We start from the raw sequence: 21,429 nt of genomic DNA, 5'->3' as shown, positions 1-21,429 counted from the left end.
TCGATGTTTTTTAGTTCTTGATATACTTCGGATCTGCAAACAATTCATTATTGTGATCGTATCCGCAAGTTAATTGATCTCTTTACCCGTCCACAATCGAACGCGATCTTTAATCCACTCCGTATACTGCTGTTCCATGGCCAATGCACCTGCATTATCAAGTTCGGTAATCATATTGTCATATATGCCTTCAAAGGCACTCGGAGAGGATGTAATCGCTTCGGCGATCCGTTTCTGAATAATATCCTGCGTTTTCTGATACACAACGTTATAATCCCCGCTATCCGAAGGAATCGGCATATTGTAAGCAGCGCCCCACTCTTTCACCGGAAACTCTTCTTCGGAAGGGAACAAGTCCTTCCATGTAGTTATGCCATAACCTTTCAAAGCTTCTTTCTCCTCATCAGAATAACTTTGCTGAATCTGTTCAGGATAATTCGTTGTATAGTAGTTATCCGTTGAATCTTTGACACCATCCCCGTAGTGAGCACCGAAAATGTAATACAAGCCTACTCCGGTTTCTTTGGTGAATGTGTTATTGTCTTTGTTTTTACGTTCCTGTACATCGGCCGGGATGGTGCGAACACCGTTTTCCACATTATATTGCTCGCCTTCAACGCCCCAGTTTCTCAATACTTGCCCTTCTTCAGAAGACATCCAATCCAAAAATTTGATGGCACGGACAGGATCTTCACAATCGACTGTTATGCCAATGCCATAACCATCAAAACCGATATTCTGAAAATCTTTACGTTGAAAACTGTCATCTAACGTTACCGGATAGAATCCGTAGGTCATATCGTCTTTCCCTGCGCTTTTCAACGCATTTTCCGCATCACTGAATCCCCAGCTTGGATCAAGCAAGGATAACACGCGACCACTGGCGATTTTGGACTTATATTGGTCATCCTTCTGAACAAAACTGTCCTTGTCCAGCAAGCCTGCATTGTACATCTTGTTCAACCACCGGAAATATTCCTTCTCCTCGGGACGTTTGTAATGCAGAATGGCTTCGTAGGTGTCCGGATTGATGAAATACTCACCATCTCCAGGTCCTCCAGTAGACATGACAGCGGGATCAGTAACAGTGATCATTCGCCGCCATCCATCTGCACTAAGCGTCAGTGGAATTGTAGGTTGGCCATCCTCTGTTGTCGGATTCTTCTCGTAAAAGTCACGTAGCACATTTTCGAAATCGTTTAAGGTTTTGATCTCAGGATACCCGAGTTCCTTAACTACACGATGTTGAATAGCCGCACCGTTCGTGGCATCGAAGCTAACTTGATCGATTGCGCCGTTCGTTGGAATCCAATAGATTGAAGGATCATCATTGCTGTATTTCAACCGATTGAAGTGCTCACCGTAGATCTTTTTCAAATTGGGGGCGTGTTCTTCGATCAGATCCGTCAAATCAATCATTGCCCCGGCATCAACGAGTCTAGTCAAGTTACCTTTTGGGAAGATCAAATCCGGATAATCGCCGCTGGCAGCCATCAGGGAAATGCGGTCGTTTCCGCCTCCGCTCGAAATATCGAATTCTGCATCAATACTTACACCGGTTTCTTCCGTAATTTTCTTCCCTACCGCATCCTGCATTTTGTTCCAGTTGGGACTTGCATCTGCGCCGAAGAAGGTAAATGTGATCGGGCTGTTGGGGTCACTCGTATTTGATTCGGAATTCTCTCCAGCGTTTCCGCAACCGGCGGAAACTAACACAACACTTGTTACGAGACATGCTCCTAGCATTTTTGAAATGGCTCTCATTATTTTTCTGCCCCCTAAATGGTGTTAGTCGTAATAACCAATCCAGACATTGCGATGGTTCACTTTGAAATAGTATACGCTTACATATTCAACCGTTAATAAACGATTACATTCCTGCCTACCCTATTCCATGTTTAAAGTATAAGGAAGTCTAATCACCCCAACCTTGATTATTAAGCCATGAAAATAGCATGATCTAGACATGTGTCTCAGTAAAAATGTGAAGACCAAAAAAGCGATGGTTGCCCATCGCCTCATAAAACCAAACCTACTTTTCAATAATATAGTTCTAACGTAAATCCTTGGATTTCTGCTTCAACTTCCCGCAACAATTCCATGACTTGATCAGCGTATTCTCCAAGAATTTCTTTACTTTTCTCGAAGCCAATCCATTGAAAAGTAAGCGGCATGCTTACAGCCCCAGTTAAGACATCCCATAGTGCGTCCAAATTGCCTCCATAACTTTCGTCTAACTCAAGCTGGTTCTGCAAAATTTGATGAAGCTCTTCCTTGCTGTGAAAGTCGTTTCCGTTAATCTGAATGATGCTCATATCATTTCCTCCGTTTATTTTAACTGTTCAAATGACTTGTAATGATCTGTCGTCTGGTAGATTAGACCGTCATTCGAGTATAGAATTCGGTCGCTTCCGCGCCGTCCTCCTGAGTAATTTATATCGGCTTCGTACCAAATCCGGCCTTTTTTGTTGGGGAGTAATCCTTCCCGGTTCCTGAACACGTCGCCGCCGATGCTTTTGCCTGGAGCGACTTCTCGCAGGTTACCTTCGCTTGGTTCCCATCCCAGATCTCTGGCCTCTTTCTTGGTAATGTAATTTGGTGGGAGTTCATTGTGTTCCGAGATATAATTGGCAACCTCATCAAATCCCATATCCTCCGAAACTTGAGGTGATCCGAGATCACGCAAAGACTCTGACGTACAACCTGAGAACAATAATGCAGCGAGGATGATCACTAACGTGTAAGCAAATTTTCTGAAAAACATAATCTTTTCTCCTTTTGATGTTCTTGCTCTTGCTGTCTTCCGTTTTGGTGCTATTTCGATGACAATGCTTCTAATGTTAACGATTTGTGGTAATTAAAGCAATTCTGTAAGCCTATTATGGAGTTGAAATTCAATCAATTAAAGCTGTTGCCTTGCTCCATTGAAGCATTATTTTTATTCTACAACAAAAAAAGCCGCTAAAATAGCGACTTTAATCGTACCACGATCATTACCATTCAACACATTCATTTAATAGTTTAATTTAATGTATCCATCCAGTTCTCTAGGGCTACAACAACCTCTTCCAACTGCTTATCTTCCGTAATGGCAGGTTGATTATCTCCTTTTTGCATGCCGTATGAGCCAAATTGACAGTGATTTCCACCCTCAATACTCACATATGTCGTGTCTTCCGGAAGATTTGCTTTGGAGTTCTCCCAGTCTTCCCAGTTAAGCACTCCGTCATCCGAGCCTGTAATCTGTAAGATAGACAAGTCCGTATTCTTTACGCTCCCTCCTTCATCTGCATAAGAAGCCAAGAAAAAGACGCCTTCCAACTTCTCATTGTGCTCCGTAGCATACCGTGATGCAAATGACCCTCCCAAAGAATGGCCACCAATAACGAACGCTTCGTCAGGATGTTCCTCGATAAAGGAATCAGCCTTGTTCTGACCGAAAATCGCCAAGTTTATTGGCATGTTCGCGATATATACGCGGTGACCCTGTTCTGCCATTTCTCTGGCAAGTGGAGAATAACTTTCAGGTTCAACCAGACCACCTGGATAAAAAATAATATTCGGTTTGATTATCTCTGTACCCACGGGTTCAAATCGGTAACCGTCCTTAATCTTGGTGACATTAACCTGAGCATTACTTGTCATCGCCGTTTCGGCTCGCTCCGAGGGACTATACGTAACCGAATTGAGATATACGAATACTCCGGCCACGAGGATAACGATGGACAAGATTGTCCACATGATTATTTTTTTCCAATTGTTAGTACGTTGTGCTGTTTTCAACCTTATAACCACCTTAATATGAGGATAATGATATGCCTTTTTTAACTCTTCATAATTATACTTACCGGTAAGTATAATTACAAGATGATTTTGCTTACTATCGTTATTTGTCATAAAATATTCATGGAGGGAAGTCCAATGACAGAAAAATCACCCAAACGATTGCCTGGAAGACCCAAACATGGCAACGATGATATCTCAATTCAGCAAACCATTATTCAAACCGCTTCACAGTTATTCATGGAGTATGGCTACGAAACAGTCACGCTTCAGCAAATTGGCAAAACATGTAGCGTGTCAAAACCAACCATTTATTATCATTTCACCAGCAAACCCGAGCTTTTTAAGGTTGCCTTTACAACGATGTTACAGAATGTGAGCCGGTTAACCTCGCATATCCTTGATCAAGCCGAGAATCTGGAGTCGGGGCTTGTGCGTCTGGCAGAGGCCAGACTGGGCAATCCACATGCGGAGATTGAAACCATGCTCAGAGAAGCTGAGCCTTTTCTTGAACCAGCTCAAATTCAGGATATACGCAACGCGGAGCATCAGATTCATGAAGTGTTAGCCTCCCATTTCCAACGGGCAATGGATGAAAACAGACTGCGAACGGACGATCCATTTTTCCTCGCAGAGACTTTCTCGACATTGATGTTAATGGGTAATCGGGAAGATAACCTGCATAAATATGGTTCCAATCTTTCATTGGGCCAAAAGCTAGTAGATATTTTCATTCGCGGAGCGCAGTAAAAATTCAGGGCAACAAGGAGAGCTGACATGAATATGCCTAGAGGAACCTATGGGTTTCGATTTGCGGAAGACAAGGAGCTCCAACTGTGTGTACTGTATGCGGCTGGGTGTGATTCAATAACCGATCCTTCTTATCATTGGGATGGACTCGAACGTTCGGACGGGCCTCTCCTGTTATTCCAATATACAATCTCGGGTGAAGGTGTATTTGAGTCGAATAATCGCATTCATCATGTTACCGCAGGACAAGCTTTTTTGGCAGAAATTCCAGGGCCACATCGCTATTACTACCATTCAGCATCAAAAGAACCTTGGGAGTTTCTGTTCCTGCTGTTCAGGCCCACTCTTATTCTGCCCCATTGGCGAAAATTTCTTTGTGAAGCAGGAGAAGTTCCCTATCTTCCCGCTGATTGTACACCCATCCGACTATTGCGGATGATCGTGACTGATGCGGCGGCAGGCAGAATCACTGATCCTCTGATCGCATCATCCAGCGTATATCAGTTCATGACAGAATTGACTCGATTACAGAAAACAACATTGCGCAACAGGGAGAATTGGTCTGAAAACATTCAAATAGCCGTTGAATACATAGAAAACAACTACTCCAAGATGATCAGTATCGATCACCTTGCGGAGCATGTTTCCCTTTCCAAATATCATTTTATACGTCGCTTTTGCTCCAGTACGGGCTTGACGCCTGGTGCGTATCTAACCCGTGTACGTACCGAGAAAGCAATGGAACTGCTGCGCGGAACTTCTCTTAGCATTGAAGTCATCGCCGAGCAAGTCGGGTATTCCAGCGGAAGTTATTTTATCAAAGCCTTTCGCAGCATAACAGGCGTTACGCCAGGTGAATTTCGTAGTGGCGGAGAAAGCCTTGTGTACCGTAAATTGTTCTTCGACTAACCGCAATATTTTGCCATTCGACACTCAACATTACTGTAGATATTAATAAAATCCTTTATTATGATGAATTGAGCGAGAGCAATAATTAATTCATAAAGGAGCATTCCCATGAATCATACACTTGCAGCATCAACTCCACCGCTTGGCTGGAACAGCTGGGATTGTTACGGCGCAGCCGTTACGGAAGACGAAATTCGTGGCAACGCCGAGTACATGGCAGAACATCTTAAAGACTTCGGCTGGAGCTATATTACGGTCGACATTCAATGGTACGAGCCTTTGGCCAATTCTTCGCAATATCGTCCGTTCGTTCCACTCATCATGGATGAATATTCGCGGCTTATGCCTGCCGAGAATCGGTTTCCCTCCGCTGCAGGTGGACAGGGATTCAAGCCATTAGCCGACTACGTTCATAGTCTTGGGCTGCAATTCGGCATTCACATCATGCGTGGTATTCCACGTCAAGCTGCACATGCGGCTACTCCGATTCTGGGAACAACCGCCACTGCGCGCGATATTGCTCATCCGAACTCCATCTGTCCGTGGAATACAGATATGTATGGTGTTGATAGCTCAAAAGAAGGCGCACAAGCCTACTACGATTCGCTGTTTGAACTGTATGCACAATGGGGCGTTGACTTGGTGAAAGTAGACGATATTGCTGCTTCCAGGCTCTACGACACCCATCAGCCTGAGATCGAAATGATATCCAAAGCGATTGAGCGCTCCGGTCGGCCCATGGTACTAAGTCTCTCTCCTGGCCCTGCTCCGGTGGAATACTCAGAATTCTTCGCTGATCATGCCAACATGTGGCGTGTCACGGACGATTTCTGGGACCTTTGGCCGCTGTTATTGGATATGTTCGACCGCTGCCGGACGTGGCAAGGCGTTCCCAAAGCAGGCTGCTGGCCAGACTGTGATATGTTACCTTTGGGTCATATCGGTATCCGATCTGTAGACGGTGGTGGAGCAGATCGCTGGACTCGGTTCACACCTGACGAGCAGTTGACGATGATGTCACTGTGGAGCATCTTCCGTTCCCCGCTCATCTTTGGTGGTGAACTGCGAGATAACGATGACTGGACACTATCCCTGCTAACTAATCGTGAGGTTCTTCGAATGCATCGCGAGAGTTACGGAGCCAGAGAAGCCATACGCAGAGAAGATCTTATTGTGTGGACTGCCCAGCATACGGATGGTTCCTCTTACATCGCTGTGTTCAACATCGGCGAGAATGCTCTACCTGTGGATCTGTCCATTGATGAGGCCGGACTGTCCGGCATTACCGAAGGTACCGAATTGTGGAGCCAAGAAGCAGCTCAATTAACAGAGAATTCCTTAGTTACTACTGTACCTGTGCACGGTGTGCGTCTCTATCGGTTTTCCTAAGCTTGCAAGAGAAAAAGAGAGGTCTGTCGTTCATTAGACAGACCTCTCTCTCATTTCATCAGTATGTATCCATGGCTTGAACGGCCAGATGAAATGCTTTAATCCTTCTTTCTAGAAGAGTCTTTTGTGGGCTACCTTCTTTGGAATTGGCATACATGCTCTCAAGAGATGGGAACAATCCCATCAAGACAAGACGAGCTTCTGCGATATCTTCCTCCGTGTAGGGATGAGATTTCTGATTCCATACCTTTTCCAACAGTGCTAGGCCGATGTATAAAGTTTGGAGACGTTTCTGTAACAATGTTGTGTTATTCCTTTTCTGAGTCATATTCACTAAGGCATTTTCTGATTTGCGGATCGTTGATTGAAAAGCTTTGATGGATTGCAGTTGATCTTCTTGTGACACGTTTTCCATGGAGTATAGACCTCACTTTCTTGGCTTAGTTTGATCGGTCTTTCTATTAAATCACCTCATAAATATAACAAAAAAAGCCGCTAATATAGCGACTTTCAATGTGTTCATTCTCGATTCAGTGCTAGAGTACCTTCTCCAAAAAGCTGATCGTCCGTTCATTCTTCGGATTTCCAAATATCTCTTCAGGAGTGCCCTGCTCGACAATATAACCACCGTCCATGAAGATCACACGATCAGCTACTTCACGGGCAAAACCCATCTCATGGGTAACGATCATCATCGTCATACCTTCGCTCGCGAGGTCCTTCATAACACCGAGGACTTCTCCTACCATCTCAGGGTCCAGCGCTGAAGTCGGTTCATCAAATAACATAACATCCGGATTCATGGCAAGCGCACGAGCGATAGCTACACGTTGCTTTTGTCCACCTGACAATTGTGTTGGGAAGCTATCTGCTTTATCAGACAAGCCCACACGCTCAAGTAATTTGAGTGCTGTATCACGCGCCTGCTGTGCATTTAATATCCCGAGTTCTCTGGGCGCAAACATGATGTTTTTAAGTACACTAAAATGAGGGAACAAGTTAAAATGTTGAAATACCATGCCAATATTTTCGCGAGCTTTGTTCAGGTTCGTTTTAGGGTCATTCAGATCCTGATCATCCACAATAACCCGGCCTGCCGTAATCACATCTAATTGGTTAATGCAGCGCAAGAAGGTACTTTTTCCCGAACCGGAAGGCCCGATGACACAGACAACTTCTCCTTCGTTGACCGCCACATCAATTCCCTTGAGGACCTGATTCGAGCCGAAACTTTTCTTCAAACCTTCAACTTTTATTTTAGCCACGACGAACCTTCACCTCCAGATAATCAGCAATTTTGGTCAATGTGATAATGACAATCAGGTACATAACCGCAACCGTTAACCATATGTCAAAAGAGGAGAACGTTCTTGCAATAACGATTTTACCCGATTGTGTCAACTCTACGAGACCAATAACGGACAAGATTGACGTATCCTTCAACGTGATAACCATCTGGTTAATGAAGGAAGGAATCATAACCCGCACTGCCTGCGGAATGACAATCTTTATCATCGCTTTGCGATAAGGAAGTCCCAATGAACGAGCTGCCTCCATCTGACCACGATCAATCGATTGAATCCCGCCTCGGATAATCTCGGTTACGTACGCCCCTGCATTCAGACTAAGTGTCAGAATAGCCGCCAGGAACAATGGCATTGTGAAGCCCATCGCCTGTGGAATCCCGAAATAAATAAAGAATGCCAGGACAATCAGTGGAATGCCGCGGAAGATATCTACAAATACAGTGGCAACACCACGAAGGAATTTGTTCTGTCCCACCTTCATAAATCCGAAAATCAGACCGATGATAAACGCGAAGAACAGGGATACAATCGTGTATAAAAGTGTGTTTCCCAGACCTTTAAAAAGTGCAGGAAGAGATTTCTGAATTAGCTCCCAGCGACCTTGATTAGCAACAGTCGGAGCGTTCTCACCCAGATATGTTTCGGTAATGCGTTTATACTCACCGTTAGCTTTGATATTGGCGAGACCTGTATTAAACATCTCCAGAAGCTCCTGGTTTTTCCCCTTGCTTACTGCAAAACCGTAAGGAGCGCCATCTTCTTTGTCGGTAACAATTTTCAAACCGTTGTTCTGATTAACCCCATAGGCCAGTACAGGATAATCTTCAAAACAGGCTACGGAATTACCGGTTTTTACATCTTCATACATTTGGTATGACTCATCAAACGGAACGATCGTAAATCCATACTCTGAAGCGATGGACTCTGCAAAACTAAACCCTTCTGTTCCGGTTTTCACCGCTACCTTCTGTCCACGAAGGTCTTCATAACTCTTAATTGTGTCATTGTTGGCACTAACACCCATAACGACACCTGATTCAAAATAAGTATCCGAAAAATCAAATTTTGCTTTTCTCTCATCCGTAATACTCATCCCTGCGATCACACCATCGACTTGATTCGCCTCAAGTGCCTGTACAGCTGCGTTAAATCCCAGGGATTTGATTTGATACTTAAAATTTTGATCTTTGGCGATGGCATCCAGCAAATCCATGTCGATACCAACAAAATCACCATTCTCATCTTCATATTCGAATGGAGCAAATGTGACATCAGTTCCGATAACATAGGTTTTACCGGAATCGGACGCTGCGGCAGCGTTCCCTACCCATCCTGATAGACCGCTCACCAGGAGCAGCATCAGTGAAAGTATAAAAAATGAGATCTTCGTTGTTTTCATGTGTCCTCCCCGTCTCGGTATTGTCCGAATAATCATTATTTTCTTTGGAATCGGTATTACGGTTATGCTTTTTGTCGATATTCTGCCCATTTGATTGTTATTATTTACTGTATATTAACAATCAATGCTTTGCCTTTCCACTTGCAACATTTTCCTCCATCATTTTTTTCCAACCAGTAAAAGTCCTTTTAATACTTACCCTTTAAGTAAGCTTCGCGAAACCCAATATTACATTGTGAATCTGAAAAAAGGTACATTTACTTTAAAACGTATTATTTAAAATTTAAAACTCAAAAAAAGCCGCGATTTCCGCGACTTTTTATTGTACAGTTTTTTATAATCTATTAATTTGCTCTCGTTGTCAATACAATCTCGAACTTCGAACCAGCTTCACCCGCGAATACAATAGTTCCGTTCTCAGGCAACACAATTTCGTTTTGTCCACTGACCACTGTATGATTAATGCCTATGCCAGCTTGGTTATATACAGCAAATGCGCTGTTTGCAGACATCTTGACCTTCATTTCTTTACCTGCAGCTGATGCTGGAATCGAATACCATGTGGCATGACCATTCGCCTGAATCGTTGTCTTCGATTGTTTTCCTGCATAGATCGGTTTGATGACGTCTTGAGCAGCATAAACGTTGCCTCCAGCTGTAACATATTCCACGCCATTTTCCTCATAGAAATTAAACTCCATCGTGTCACGGCCCGCTAATCCAGGAATTTGCAATTGGTTCACAGCTTGGTTAGCTCCAACGATTTTATTCGTGTAGACATAACCCGGCAGCTCATTAAAAGTATGAATGGGAATCATCGGCATCGCTGCGTTGTACAGTGTTGATGTGTATTTTTCATTGACCAAGACGTAGGCTTTGCCTTCCCGTTTCTGCCATGCGGCCTTTACTTCTGCAGACAATTCATTGGTTTCAAGTTTTTCTGCCTTATATTCAGAGGAAGCAACTTGTCCAAGTCCAGGAACAGACTGATACGAGCGAGACCACAAATATGTGTTCCCATTGACTTCCTGAACGAACTTCAGCTTTTCCGTAGCCGCATCATTAACAAATGAGCCATCAGCGGTGTACGTATAGGTCTGATCAGGACTGTTAGGAGACGACAGATTAGATAACGTTAATTGCCCATCATCTTTTACGTCCATCTTCATTAACATGTTTGCCCCACCCGCGTACATGCCTGTGTGCTGTGTAAGTTCCTTCGGCATGGTTGTTTTCATCGGTGCATCATGTGACTTCTCCGGCTTACGCTCAGGAATGATATTCTTCTCCTCAAGCGCGCCAAGCAACAGCTCAGTTGCCAGCAATTGATCCGTTGAGCTATGACCACCGGAAGAGGTTACGGCAGCAGCCATATTATACTCCGGAAGTACAATCAATGAGGAATGATAGGTTATTGTATTGCCGCCTTTGCTTACTGCCTGGATGCCGTAATCATTAAAAGGAAACAGGTTCACGCTGTCCCAGCCCAGGCCGTAACCAATGGACGAATCGCCTTCTTCTGGCCACATGCCTCTCTTGTATTCTTCTTGCTCCATGGCCTCTACGGATTCCTCCGAAAGAACACCTTCAACCTCACCTGTAAAGATTTTCGAGAACTGAACCAGATCTTCAGCGGTGGAATAGATGCCTCCCGAGGCAATCATATTTGTAGTCTCTAATGGAAGTTGCTCCTCATGCGAAGGGGCATATGTTGCTGCCATCTGGCTAAAGTCCACAATATCCTGCGGTGTTTTGGTATGCTCCATACCAAGGGGTTCGGTTATGTACCGGTGCATGAAAGTTGTGAAGTCCATGCCACTGACACGCTCAACCAAAATTTCAGCTAATGTAAAACCGTCATTACTATACACCGAGTATGCGCCAGGATCGGCCTTCAAATGTTGCGTCGCCAATTGTTCCAGTAACGTATCATGTGCATAGGTATCATTATCTCCAAACAGTATTGCACTGTTACTTGACGTTCCGAGAAGTCCCGATGAATGATTCAGTAACATGCGTGGTGTAATCTGTTGGTAACGCTTGTCTTTCATTTTAAAGTCCGCAATATACTTCACGACAGGCTCATCGAGATCAACCTTGCCTTGGTCCACTAGCTTCATTACGGCGGTTGCAAGCACCATTTTACTGGTTGAACCAATGCCATACATTGTTTCAGAAGAAAGTGGGGTGTTGTTTTTCAGGTCATTTTTGCCTGCCTGACCGGAGATCACAATCTCGCCCTCATCCATCAGTGCGTACTGCACACTTGTCGTAGCGTATGATTCAATAAGTACCTTGGCCTTTGCACTTACTGCCTTTTTAGTTAGATCATACGTAGAGCTACTACCGTTACTGCTAGCGGGTGTGGCCATGGCCGACATTGGGGACATCATTGCAAACACCAAAGTTATGGCGGCGATAGACGTTCGTTTCTTTCGTGTCAATCTCATCTTCTCCTGTCTAGTCTATGGATTGGGAATCTCTGTGTTAGTACTCCCGTAGTGTAACCGAAGAAGATGAACTGTCTGTGGCTTGAATATGAATCGAGTATGAACCAAGCAGGACCAACCGAAATAAGTTGGACACACGGTAAAAATCGCTTTAGTCCAGCTTTGTTTTGTTTGCAAATTAAACTTTTGCTATAATGGTATATCAGTCGATGGAGTGTCAATAACATGGCTAAGTATATAAATAAACGCAGTCCATAATTCAGCATGAGTAATGGAGTTGAAGCAATGCTAAAAGTTAATCGGAATGACCAACGTCCGATCTGGCAGCAACTTTTGGATCAAGCGATTCATAATATCACAACCGGGAAATGGCAACCAGGCGAATTGCTGCTCCCCTCACGCGAACTTGCTCAATTAATTGGTGTTTCACGCTCAACCATACAGATTGTGTACGAGGAATTATTCAGTCGAGGGTATACGGTAACCTCCCGACGAGCCGGGACAAGAGTTAGTGATTGGACATATGCACCTCGCTCATCAGAAGGCATCACGATGCAAGGGCCTATTCCGCCCGAGCTGCCTACACTAAACGAATCGATTGGTCATCTGCATAGTTGGTTTGGCAATAGAGACAATCGCAAAATAGAAATTGATTTTAATCCCCACGAGCCTTATCTGGATGAAAGTTTCACAAAAGCCTGGAGGCAATCTTTTTTACAAGCTTCTACTGAACCCAATCTGGATCTTTGGGCTTATGGTGATGCCAGAGGGTTACTGGCGTTAAGAGAACAGATTCAGCGTTATTTGTCACTTGAACGAGGCATTCATATCGATGTTGATCAAATCTTGTTAACCTCAGGTGCACAACATAGCATTGATTTAATTGCCCAGGCACTCTTAAGTGAGGGTGACACAGTTTCCGTAGAAGATCCCGGCTTCCCTGCTGCTTGGATGGCGATGAAATACCGCCGGATGCAAGTCGATCCCGTTCCGGTTGATGAGTATGGATTATGTGTAGATCATATTCACCCACAGACAAAACTCGTATTTGTCACACCTTCTCATCAATGCGCCGTTGGTGTTATTATGTCGGAGCCACGCAGGCAACAATTGATGCACTTGGCATCTCATCATCGATATTGGATTGTTGAGGATGACTACGATAGCGAATTTAGGTACCGTGGAGATCCACTTCCAACTATATTTAGTCAGCAACCTCAGAATACGCTTTATATGATGAGTTTTTCCAAAATGGTTGCACCTGGCATTCGACTATCCGCTATCATCGGCCCCAAAATAGCCATCGATCGCCTTACCCAAGTTCATGAATTAACCTATCGTCATCTGCCGATTATGGAACAATTAACGCTAACTCATTTTATTGAGCGTGGTCATTTTATGCGCCATATGAGAAGAGTTCGGAACATATATCGACGCAGACACGAAGTCATGACCAAAGCCATTGTTGCTTCTGGGCTAGGCTCACGATTTACATTAAGTGGTGTGGAGACGGGATTACATATGCTTCTAGAATCTGAAACGTCATTTGACGAAGAAGCGCTGACAAATGCTGCCCTTGATCAAGGTGTACGCGTGTATCCGCTTAGTAGATATTGCTTGGAGAGTCATCGAAAAGGATGGATATTAGGTTTTGCAAAAGTGGATGAGGAGCAGATTGAGGAAGGCATACATCGGCTTGCAAAGATTGTATTATGATGGAGAACATGCTCTCCAATCGGATTCGAAAGGATGTTTTTTGTAATGAAAATTTTAGTGTTAGGAGCCACCGGACGGGTTGGAAGTCATTTCGTCTCTAATGCCCTACGTTCCAATCATCATGTAACTGCACTGGTTAGAAGCCCGGAAAAGGTACAAATCAACGATGACAATTTTGTTCTACATCAAGGAAACGCTTTAGTCAAAGAGGATATTCATCACGCCATACAGGGTGTGGATCTCGTTGTTAGTTCCTTAAATACCGATGGAACAACTACATTATCGCAATCCATGGGACATATTGCTGAGGCTATGGCTCAGGAGCGTATCAAAAGAATCATTACCATTGGTACTGCAGGAATATTGGAAAGTCGAACGGATCCTGGCTTGCTTCGTTTTCAATCCCCTGAGTCCAAACGTAAGTCCACGCGAGCAGCTGAAGAGCATCTGGAGATGTACAACATTCTGAAGGCTTCAGAGTTAGAATGGACAATCGTGTGTCCTACCTACTTATTTGATGGAGAATCTCTTGGTAAGTACCGGGTTGAGCGCGACTATTTGCCTGACGGTGGAACTTCTATATCTGTAATCGATACTGCGGAGTTTGCTTATCAGCAATTAATGTCTGATGAGTATGTACAGTCTCGTGTAGGTATAGCCTACTAGGGCGTCTTAAGTTTCAATATAAACAAGCACATTACGAGCCTGCAATTGTTATCCATTAAGAACAATTGCAGGCTCTATTTGTGTCTGCTGTTAAGCTATTTAAGCCCTTCATATAGAGGAAATTGCGAAGTGATTTCACGGACACTACCTAATATTTGATTTTTCACATCCGAGTTCTTTGGATTTTTAAAAGCAAGCCCTATCAGCTGAGCAATTTCTTTCATTTCCCTGGCTCCAAGCCCTCTTGAAGTCATAGCCGGAGTTCCAAAACGAATACCGCTTGTAACCAAAGGACTTGCCGTATCGTGAGGAATTGCATTTTTATTCGCCGTAATCCCTACTTCATCCAGTAAAGCTTCGGCTTCTTTGCCTGTAAGGCCCATAGTTCGTAAGTCAACCAACACGATATGATTATCTGTTCCTCCCGATACAAGGGTAAGTCCTTCATTCATTAAAGTTTCTGCCAATACGTTGGAGTTATTCAGAACACCTTCAATATATGTTGTGAACTCGGTTTGCAATGCCTCGCCTAATGCCACCGCTTTCCCCGCGATAACGTGCATGAATGGCCCGCCCTGAGTCCCCGGGAATACAGCTTTGTCGATCGCCTTTGCCCAGGACTCCCGGCACAAAATGGCTCCCCCTCGTGGTCCTCGTAAGGTCTTGTGTGTGGTGGTTGAAACAAAATGGGCATGTGGTACCGGGTTAGGATGCAAACCTGCCGCAACAATTCCTGCTATATGCGCCATATCTACAAAGAAAAGAGCTCCTACTTCGGCGGCAATCTGGGCAAATAATTCAAACTCAATGGTCCGCGGGTATGCACTTCCACCTGCAACAATCATGCGTGGACGATACTTATAAGCAAGTTTACGTACTTCGTCAAAGTCAATGCGGCCCGTCTGTGCATCGACACCATATGAAACAAAATTGTAAAACCTACCTGAAAAATTAACAGTACTTCCGTGGGTTAGATGACCACCCTGGGATAGATTCATGCCAAGTATTGTGTCCCCAATCTCAACCGAGGCAAAATATACTGCCATGTTGGCCTGAGAACCGGAGTGAGGCTGCACATTCGCATGTTCAGCGCCAAAAAGTGCTTTAAGGCGGCTATTTGCTATCTCTTCGACTGTATCGACATGCTCACACCCGCCATAATATCTTCTGCCCGGATACCCCTCCGCATATTTATTGGTCAATACCGAACCTGTTGCTTCCATCACAGCTTGACTTACAAAATTCTCTGATGCAATCAGTTCTATCTTATCCCGCTGCCTTCCAAGCTCTTGCTGGACAGCCATTCCTATTACTTTATCTTGCTTCTCCAAATGTTTCATGAACATCTTCCTCTCCATATTACGGTTATTTATTCGTTCCAAGTTGTTTTTTGGGAAATTTACTATTCATCAGTAGATGTGCCATCATTCCTGCAAACAGTCCCCAAAATGCACCACCCACACCAAGCAAAGTCACATTCGCTGCTGTCGCCAAAAACGTAATCAATGCAGTTTCACGTCCCTTAGGGTCCGTTAATGCATTGGCAAGACTGCCACCGATCGTTCCAAGTAAGGCTAATCCCGCTAATGTTGCGATAAAGGTAGCAGGAAGAATCAAAAACAGAGCAGCCAATGTTATGCCAAAAATGCCGACAAAAATATAAAAAACACCACAAGCAATACCTGCAATATAACGTTTGGTTGAATCCTCATGTGCATCCTTTCCTGTACAAATCGCTGCTGTAATAGCTGCCACATTAAAAGCATGTGATCCGAATGGGGCTGCAAGAAGCGAACCCAAACCTGTTACAGCTAAAATAGGATTGGCACTTGTCTTGAATCCATCATTACGCAGAACAAGCATTCCGGGCATATACTGCCCTGTCAAGGTAATAATGAACAGCGGTAGCGCAACGCCAAGTAAGGCGTTTAACGAAAACGCTGGAACAACAAATACAGGCGATGCTACAGCCAATTGGATTGTACTGAAGTCTGTTTTCCCCATGCATATCAAATAAATCAAACCGATTGCCAATATGCCAACAATGGCGTAACGGGAAGTAAACCTTCTTAGCACGATATAGCCTGCAAACAGTACAATCACAAGCAAAGGATCTACCTTCGCCCCTCCAAAGGCCGAAATACCAAACTGTAGCAAAATACCTGCTAACAATCCGGAGGCGATGCCTGGGGGAATAAGTCGAACGAAACGTTCAAACATGCCTGACAAACCTAAAATAATAAATCCGACTGCTGAAATCATGTAAGCGCCAATAGCTTCTGGATAAGGGGTTAGCGCTAATGCTGAAACGAGAAACGCCACACCCGGTGTAGACCAGGCTGTAATAATCGGTTCCTTATATCGATAACTGAGCCAAATTCCTGTTACGCCTACCCCAATCGAGATGGACCAAATCCAGGAAGCGGTCATTTCCGGGCTTAAACCAGCGACTTTTGCAGCTTGAAAAACAAGGATAAACGTACCCCCGTAATTAACAATTACGGATATTAAAGCGGCGATCACCGGCGATATCAAATCACGGCCACGTAACGAAGGGGATGCTGTCTTCATATTTAACACTACCTCTCACTTAATCATCGATGCGTGTGTTTTCATTCCAGTAATACTCGTCCGGTAAATAGCGTTGACCAAATACACTTGTCCCTACACGTATCATTGTAGCTCCTTCTTCAATGGCGACTTGGAAGTCACCAGACATACCCATCGATAAAATATCCATTTCTACGCGTGGAATATTTTTCTCTTTAATCTGTGTACGGATCTGGTTTAACAATCGAAAACAATGTCGTGTTTCTTCGTTTGTCGCATTCAGTTTTCCAATGGTCATTAGACCTTTCACGTTTAATGTCTCGAATTGAGACAACTGTTCTACAAGCTCAACGGCTGTTTCTGGAGAGGCACCAAATTTACTTTCTTCGTAGGACGTATTAATTTGCACAAGAATGTCTAAGGTCTTATTCTCTTTGAGAAGCTGGTTATGTAACGCTTGACCCAGTTTCAGACGATCTACGGAATGGATGAGAGTAACATATTTAACTACGTCCTTTACTTTATTTGTTTGCAGATGTCCGATAAAATGCCATTCCACCTGCTTGCTTTGTTCCATGAGTGGGAATTTGTCTCGGAGTTCTTGAGCTTTGTTTTCTCCAAACAGGACCTCACCTGCTTGAATAGCTATTTGTAATTTCTCTAGCGGTACCGTTTTGGTCGCGAGCAACAACTTGATGTCCTCTATGTTGCGACCTGAAGCCTGGCAGGCCAATGCCATTTGCTGTCTTACAGCTTGAAGATTTTCTTCTACTAGATGTTTCATGTCAGCCACCTTCTTTCTATTCCAAACAGGAATGAATCAATGAGATTAGCTCCTCCTTATGTATTGTGAAGACTGTGTAGAACGTCATGCTAGTATAGCAACGCATGGATTGGATATACATATCCAAAAATGATCTTTTGGAACAGTCCAAAACGACAAATAGGACATTAATTCAATTGGTGTTCCTTTAATACGCTTTTAAAAGTCAATAATCTGATTGATGCGATGCCCGCACGCTTCTTCCAAAATGAAAAAAGCCGCTAAATTAGCGGCTTGGTTTAGTTCTATGTTCATGTCCAAGAAGATACATGTTTTATGATGATTTACTCGTTCACATTTTCCTTGGTTACCAGCTTCAATTCAGCGGGAATCGATGACTCCACCTGCTTGCCACTGAGCACATCCAGAGCTGCTTGCAGCGCCAGTTGGCCAATCAGTATAGGCTGCTGAGCGACTGTTGCTGTCAATTTACCATCCTGAATGGATTTGATTGCATCATCATTGCCGTCGAATCCGATGACCGGAATGTCTTTACCTGAGCTTTGAATCGCTTCAATTGCACCAAGTGCCATCTCGTCATTATGGGCAAATACCGCTTGCACGTCAGGATTACCCTGTAGCAAGTTCTCCATGACATTTAACCCTTTGGACCGATCGAAATCAGCAGATTGTTTGGAAACCACATCAAGTTGCTTGTCAGCCACTTCATGGAAACCTTTACCCCGTTCTCTTGTTGCGGAAGCACCAGGCACACCTTCAAGTTCAATGACTTTTGCTCCCTCACCCCGTTGTTCCACAAAATATTCAGCTGCCATGCGTCCACCTTTAACGTTATCCGATGCCACTAGTGCCGCCACTTCGCCTTTATCTGCGGAGCGATCCAGCGTGATCACAGGAATGCCCACACTATTAGCGGATTGAACCGCTGTGGAGATCGCTGCAGAGTCCGCGGGGTTAATCAGAAGTGCACTAACACCTTGCTGAATGAGATCATCCACATCATTGGTTTGTTTGGCCGAATCGTTCTGCGCATCCACCACGATGACCTGTATTCCCTGTTTTTTGGCTTCAGCCATTACCCCGTCCTTCAGTGATACAAAGAATGGATTGTTTAGTGTAGATATCGACAAACCTATTTTCTTCTGTCCGTTACTTTTGTTTGGGTTAGGTTTCGCCCATTCCGGTGGCTCCAGAGAGCACCCGGCCAGAACGATGATCATCAGCATACTTATGAGTGTTACAGTCCACTTTTTCATATTCGCTTCTCTCCTTATGCTGTTTTCTTGCGGTCCAGCAGGACGGCAATGGCAATGACGATACCTTTTACAACCATTTGATAAAATGAGTTTACTTCAAGCAAGTTCAATCCATTATTCAACACGCCGATAATCAGAACACCGATCAGTGTACCAACGATGCGTCCGCGTCCTCCAGCAAGACTTGTACCACCCAATACAACTGCTGCGATTGCATCCAGCTCGTAGGATGTACCTGCCGTTGGTTGCGCTGAATTCAAACGCGATGTCAGAATTGCACCTGCCAGAGCAGCGAGCATACCCGTCAGGGAGTAGATCATAATTTTCACGCGATTAACTTTGATACCCGAGATAATGGAAGCTTTCTCATTACCGCCGATGGCGTACGTTTTACGACCAAAAGCCGTTTTATGCAAAACAATCCACAGAATCATGAAGGTAATCAGCATCGTGATTGCAGGTACCGGAATGCCCAGCAGGTAACCGCGGCCAAACAGTTGGAACAACAGGTTATCCCCGAGTCCTGTAATTGGATTACCATTGGTGTACACCAATGTCAGTCCTCTGAATATCGTCATGGTTGCCAATGTAGCGATAAACGGAGCCATTTTACCTTTGGTAATCATTAGTCCGTTCACCATACCCATGACACCACCAAGTGCTACACCAATAATGATGGACAAGATCGGATCGAGACCAGACAACATCATATTTGCTACAAAAGCACTGGATAAAGCCAGGATTGAGCCGACCGACAGATCAATTCCACCCGTCAGGATAACAAACGTCATACCAAAGGCAATCAGCGCATTAATCGAGACTTGACGCAATAAATTCAAGATATTGAGCGGTTCCAAGAAACTGGGATTCAACACCGATACGATGAGAATAAGAATGATTAAGCCAAGCAGCGGTCCCAATTTTTGTATCACGTTTGAGAAACGGAATCCGCTTTTAGCCGTTTTGTTTTCCTGCATTGTTGTCATATCACTGTCCCCCTGTGGCCAATGTCATAATGTGTTCTTGTGTTGCTACTTCCCTTGCAACCTCGCCACTGATGTGTCCCTCATGCACAACCGCGATCCGGTCGCTCATGCCAAGCACTTCAGGCAGCTCCGACGATACCATGATGATTGCAACACCGCGGTCAGTCAGTTCATTCATCAATTCATAGATTTCGCGCTTCGCCCCGACATCCACTCCGCGGGTAGGTTCATCCAGGATAAGTACGCTTGGTCCGATACCAACCCATTTCGCGATAACCACCTTCTGCTGGTTACCCCCGGATAGATTCCTTGCCGCCGTCTCGGAGGATTGCGTTTTGATCTGTAGACGTTTGATCAGTGTATCTACGAAGTCTTGTTCTTTTGAAGTTGAGATGAAACCTTTGCTTGAGAAACTGAACAGATTTGGCAACGCCATATTCTCGCGAATAGAGAAGTCTAATACCAGCCCCTCATCCTTGCGGTCTTCTGTAATAAACCCGATTCCATGTTTCACTGCATCTGCCGGTTTACGAATGTTCGCTTTTTTGCCGCGGATGAAGATTTCACCGCTATCTAACGTATCCAAACCAAAGATGGTTCTCATGATCTCTGTTCGTCCAGAACCCATGAGTCCAGAGAAACCGAGTATTTCCCCCGCTCTCACGGTGAAGTTAATATTCTCGAATAGACCTTTGCTGCTTGCATTCCTTACTTCGAGGACAACTTCACCATAAGAAGGATTCCGGACAGGATAACGCTCGGTAAGTTCACGACCTACCATTTTCCGCACCACTTCATCAAAGCTTGTCTGCGGAATAGCTTGTGTGTCTACCGTTCTTCCGTCACGCATGATGGTAATCCGGTCACAGATCGTGAATATCTCCTCCATTCGGTGAGAAATATAGACGATGGATACGCCTTCCTTCTTCAGCGAGCTGATTACACCAAACAGCTTCTGGATCTCACGCTCCGTAAGTGCTGCTGTTGGCTCATCCATAATGATGACCTTGGCATCTGTCATTAGCGCTTTGGCAATCTCGATCATCTGTTGCTGCCCGACAGAGCACTCTCCCGCAGGACGTTCCAGTGGTATGTCTACGGAAAGCTTGGCGAACTGTTCTTTGGCAAGCGCTTTCATTTGTCTTGTATTGAGCAATCCGAACGATGATGTCAGTTCCTTACCAATAAAGAGATTATCCAGCACCGTCATTTCAGGCCATACATTCAGCTCCTGATGTATGAATGTGAGACCCAGTTTCTCGGCTTCCTTCGGACTTGCAAAATAGTTTTCTTCTCCGTCTATGGTAATGGTTCCCTGATCACGCTGATGAAGACCAATCAGAATATTCATCAGTGTGGATTTGCCGGCTCCATTCTCCCCCATCAGGGCATGAACTTCACCATCCTTTAGTTCAAAATCCACTCCGCTCAGCACCTGATTCGTTCCAAACGCTTTATGAATGTCTTGCATCTGAATGTGCATT

Annotated in this window: 19 protein-coding genes; 5 read left to right on the top strand and 14 right to left on the bottom strand. The window is 44.5% G+C overall.

What is annotated here, in order from left to right; genetic code table 11:
• Positions 1-69 precede the first annotated feature (69 nt).
• The 4 genes from MKY95_RS15630 to MKY95_RS15615 form a co-directional block, all read right to left on the bottom strand.
• Entirely contained in the window at positions 70-1,764 is a 1,695-nt protein-coding gene (locus MKY95_RS15630; protein ID WP_076253030.1) for an ABC transporter substrate-binding protein, read from the bottom strand.
• Between the two features lie 275 nt (positions 1,765-2,039).
• A complete protein-coding gene (locus MKY95_RS15625) occupies positions 2,040-2,315 on the bottom strand; it encodes a barstar family protein (RefSeq protein WP_076327603.1) in 276 nt (91 codons plus the stop codon).
• A gap of 14 nt (positions 2,316-2,329) precedes the next feature.
• Positions 2,330-2,764: a ribonuclease domain-containing protein gene (locus tag MKY95_RS15620; RefSeq protein WP_101313754.1), complete on the bottom strand. Its 435-nt coding sequence runs from the start codon at positions 2,762-2,764 to the stop codon at positions 2,330-2,332.
• 257 nt (positions 2,765-3,021) lie between these two features.
• Entirely contained in the window at positions 3,022-3,783 is a 762-nt protein-coding gene (locus MKY95_RS15615) for an alpha/beta hydrolase (RefSeq protein ID WP_339199671.1), read from the bottom strand.
• A gap of 138 nt (positions 3,784-3,921) precedes the next feature.
• On the opposite strand from MKY95_RS15615, the gene MKY95_RS15610 reads away from it, so the two are divergent.
• The 3 genes from MKY95_RS15610 (at position 3,922) to MKY95_RS15600 (ending at position 6,831) form a co-directional block, all read left to right on the top strand.
• Positions 3,922-4,533, top strand: a complete 612-nt coding sequence (locus MKY95_RS15610; RefSeq protein ID WP_036615941.1) for a TetR/AcrR family transcriptional regulator — start codon at positions 3,922-3,924, stop codon at positions 4,531-4,533.
• A 27-nt stretch (positions 4,534-4,560) separates the two neighbouring features.
• Complete coding sequence (locus tag MKY95_RS15605; protein ID WP_076327605.1) at positions 4,561-5,442, top strand: AraC family transcriptional regulator; 882 nt, start codon at positions 4,561-4,563, stop codon at positions 5,440-5,442.
• Between the two features lie 108 nt (positions 5,443-5,550).
• Positions 5,551-6,831, top strand: a complete 1,281-nt coding sequence (locus tag MKY95_RS15600) for a glycoside hydrolase family 27 protein (protein ID WP_076327606.1) — start codon at positions 5,551-5,553, stop codon at positions 6,829-6,831.
• Between the two features lie 58 nt (positions 6,832-6,889).
• Here MKY95_RS15600 and MKY95_RS15595 read toward each other — a convergent pair whose 3' ends face one another.
• From MKY95_RS15595 to MKY95_RS15580, 4 genes are all read right to left on the bottom strand, one after another.
• Positions 6,890-7,246, bottom strand: a complete 357-nt coding sequence (locus MKY95_RS15595; RefSeq protein ID WP_076327607.1) for a hypothetical protein — start codon at positions 7,244-7,246, stop codon at positions 6,890-6,892.
• A 121-nt stretch (positions 7,247-7,367) separates the two neighbouring features.
• Positions 7,368-8,096, bottom strand: a complete 729-nt coding sequence (locus tag MKY95_RS15590; RefSeq protein ID WP_076327608.1) for an amino acid ABC transporter ATP-binding protein — start codon at positions 8,094-8,096, stop codon at positions 7,368-7,370.
• On the bottom strand, positions 8,089-9,537 hold the full coding sequence (locus tag MKY95_RS15585; protein ID WP_076327609.1) for an amino acid ABC transporter substrate-binding protein/permease: 1,449 nt from the start codon (positions 9,535-9,537) through the stop codon (positions 8,089-8,091). The genes MKY95_RS15590 and MKY95_RS15585 overlap by 8 nt, the downstream gene beginning before the upstream one ends.
• Before the next feature lie 344 nt (positions 9,538-9,881).
• The gene (locus tag MKY95_RS15580) at positions 9,882-11,987 is read right to left on the bottom strand and encodes a serine hydrolase domain-containing protein (protein ID WP_339199666.1); all 2,106 of its coding nucleotides are present in this window, start codon (positions 11,985-11,987) and stop codon (positions 9,882-9,884) included.
• A 285-nt stretch (positions 11,988-12,272) separates the two neighbouring features.
• On the opposite strand from MKY95_RS15580, the gene MKY95_RS15575 reads away from it, so the two are divergent.
• Positions 12,273-13,703, top strand: a complete 1,431-nt coding sequence (locus MKY95_RS15575) for a PLP-dependent aminotransferase family protein (protein ID WP_339199663.1) — start codon at positions 12,273-12,275, stop codon at positions 13,701-13,703.
• Between the two features lie 45 nt (positions 13,704-13,748).
• Entirely contained in the window at positions 13,749-14,369 is a 621-nt protein-coding gene (locus tag MKY95_RS15570; protein ID WP_339199660.1) for an SDR family oxidoreductase, read from the top strand.
• Between the two features lie 95 nt (positions 14,370-14,464).
• Here the strand turns inward: MKY95_RS15570 and glyA are convergent, their stop codons facing one another.
• The 6 genes from glyA to MKY95_RS15540 form a co-directional block, all read right to left on the bottom strand.
• Positions 14,465-15,709 carry a serine hydroxymethyltransferase gene (glyA, locus tag MKY95_RS15565; protein WP_339199657.1) on the bottom strand — a complete coding sequence of 415 codons (1,245 nt, stop codon included), beginning with the start codon at positions 15,707-15,709 and terminating at the stop codon, positions 14,465-14,467.
• A 25-nt stretch (positions 15,710-15,734) separates the two neighbouring features.
• A complete protein-coding gene (locus MKY95_RS15560; RefSeq protein ID WP_339199653.1) occupies positions 15,735-16,940 on the bottom strand; it encodes a benzoate/H(+) symporter BenE family transporter in 1,206 nt (401 codons plus the stop codon).
• A 19-nt stretch (positions 16,941-16,959) separates the two neighbouring features.
• Positions 16,960-17,703, bottom strand: a complete 744-nt coding sequence (locus tag MKY95_RS15555) for a YggS family pyridoxal phosphate-dependent enzyme (protein ID WP_076212076.1) — start codon at positions 17,701-17,703, stop codon at positions 16,960-16,962.
• A gap of 323 nt (positions 17,704-18,026) precedes the next feature.
• The gene (gene rbsB, locus MKY95_RS15550) at positions 18,027-18,959 is read right to left on the bottom strand and encodes a ribose ABC transporter substrate-binding protein RbsB (protein ID WP_339199650.1); all 933 of its coding nucleotides are present in this window, start codon (positions 18,957-18,959) and stop codon (positions 18,027-18,029) included.
• A gap of 14 nt (positions 18,960-18,973) precedes the next feature.
• The gene (gene rbsC / locus MKY95_RS15545) at positions 18,974-19,945 is read right to left on the bottom strand and encodes a ribose ABC transporter permease (RefSeq protein ID WP_036615973.1); all 972 of its coding nucleotides are present in this window, start codon (positions 19,943-19,945) and stop codon (positions 18,974-18,976) included.
• A 1-nt stretch (position 19,946) separates the two neighbouring features.
• Positions 19,947-21,428, bottom strand: a complete 1,482-nt coding sequence (locus MKY95_RS15540) for a sugar ABC transporter ATP-binding protein (RefSeq protein ID WP_036615975.1) — start codon at positions 21,426-21,428, stop codon at positions 19,947-19,949.
• Position 21,429 lies beyond the last annotated feature (1 nt).

Source organism: Paenibacillus sp. FSL P4-0176 (assembly GCF_037975265.1).
Taxonomy (GTDB): domain Bacteria; phylum Bacillota; class Bacilli; order Paenibacillales; family Paenibacillaceae; genus Paenibacillus; species Paenibacillus amylolyticus.
Note: the sequence above shows the minus strand (reverse complement) of the source record. Positions and strands in the feature narration are given on the sequence as shown.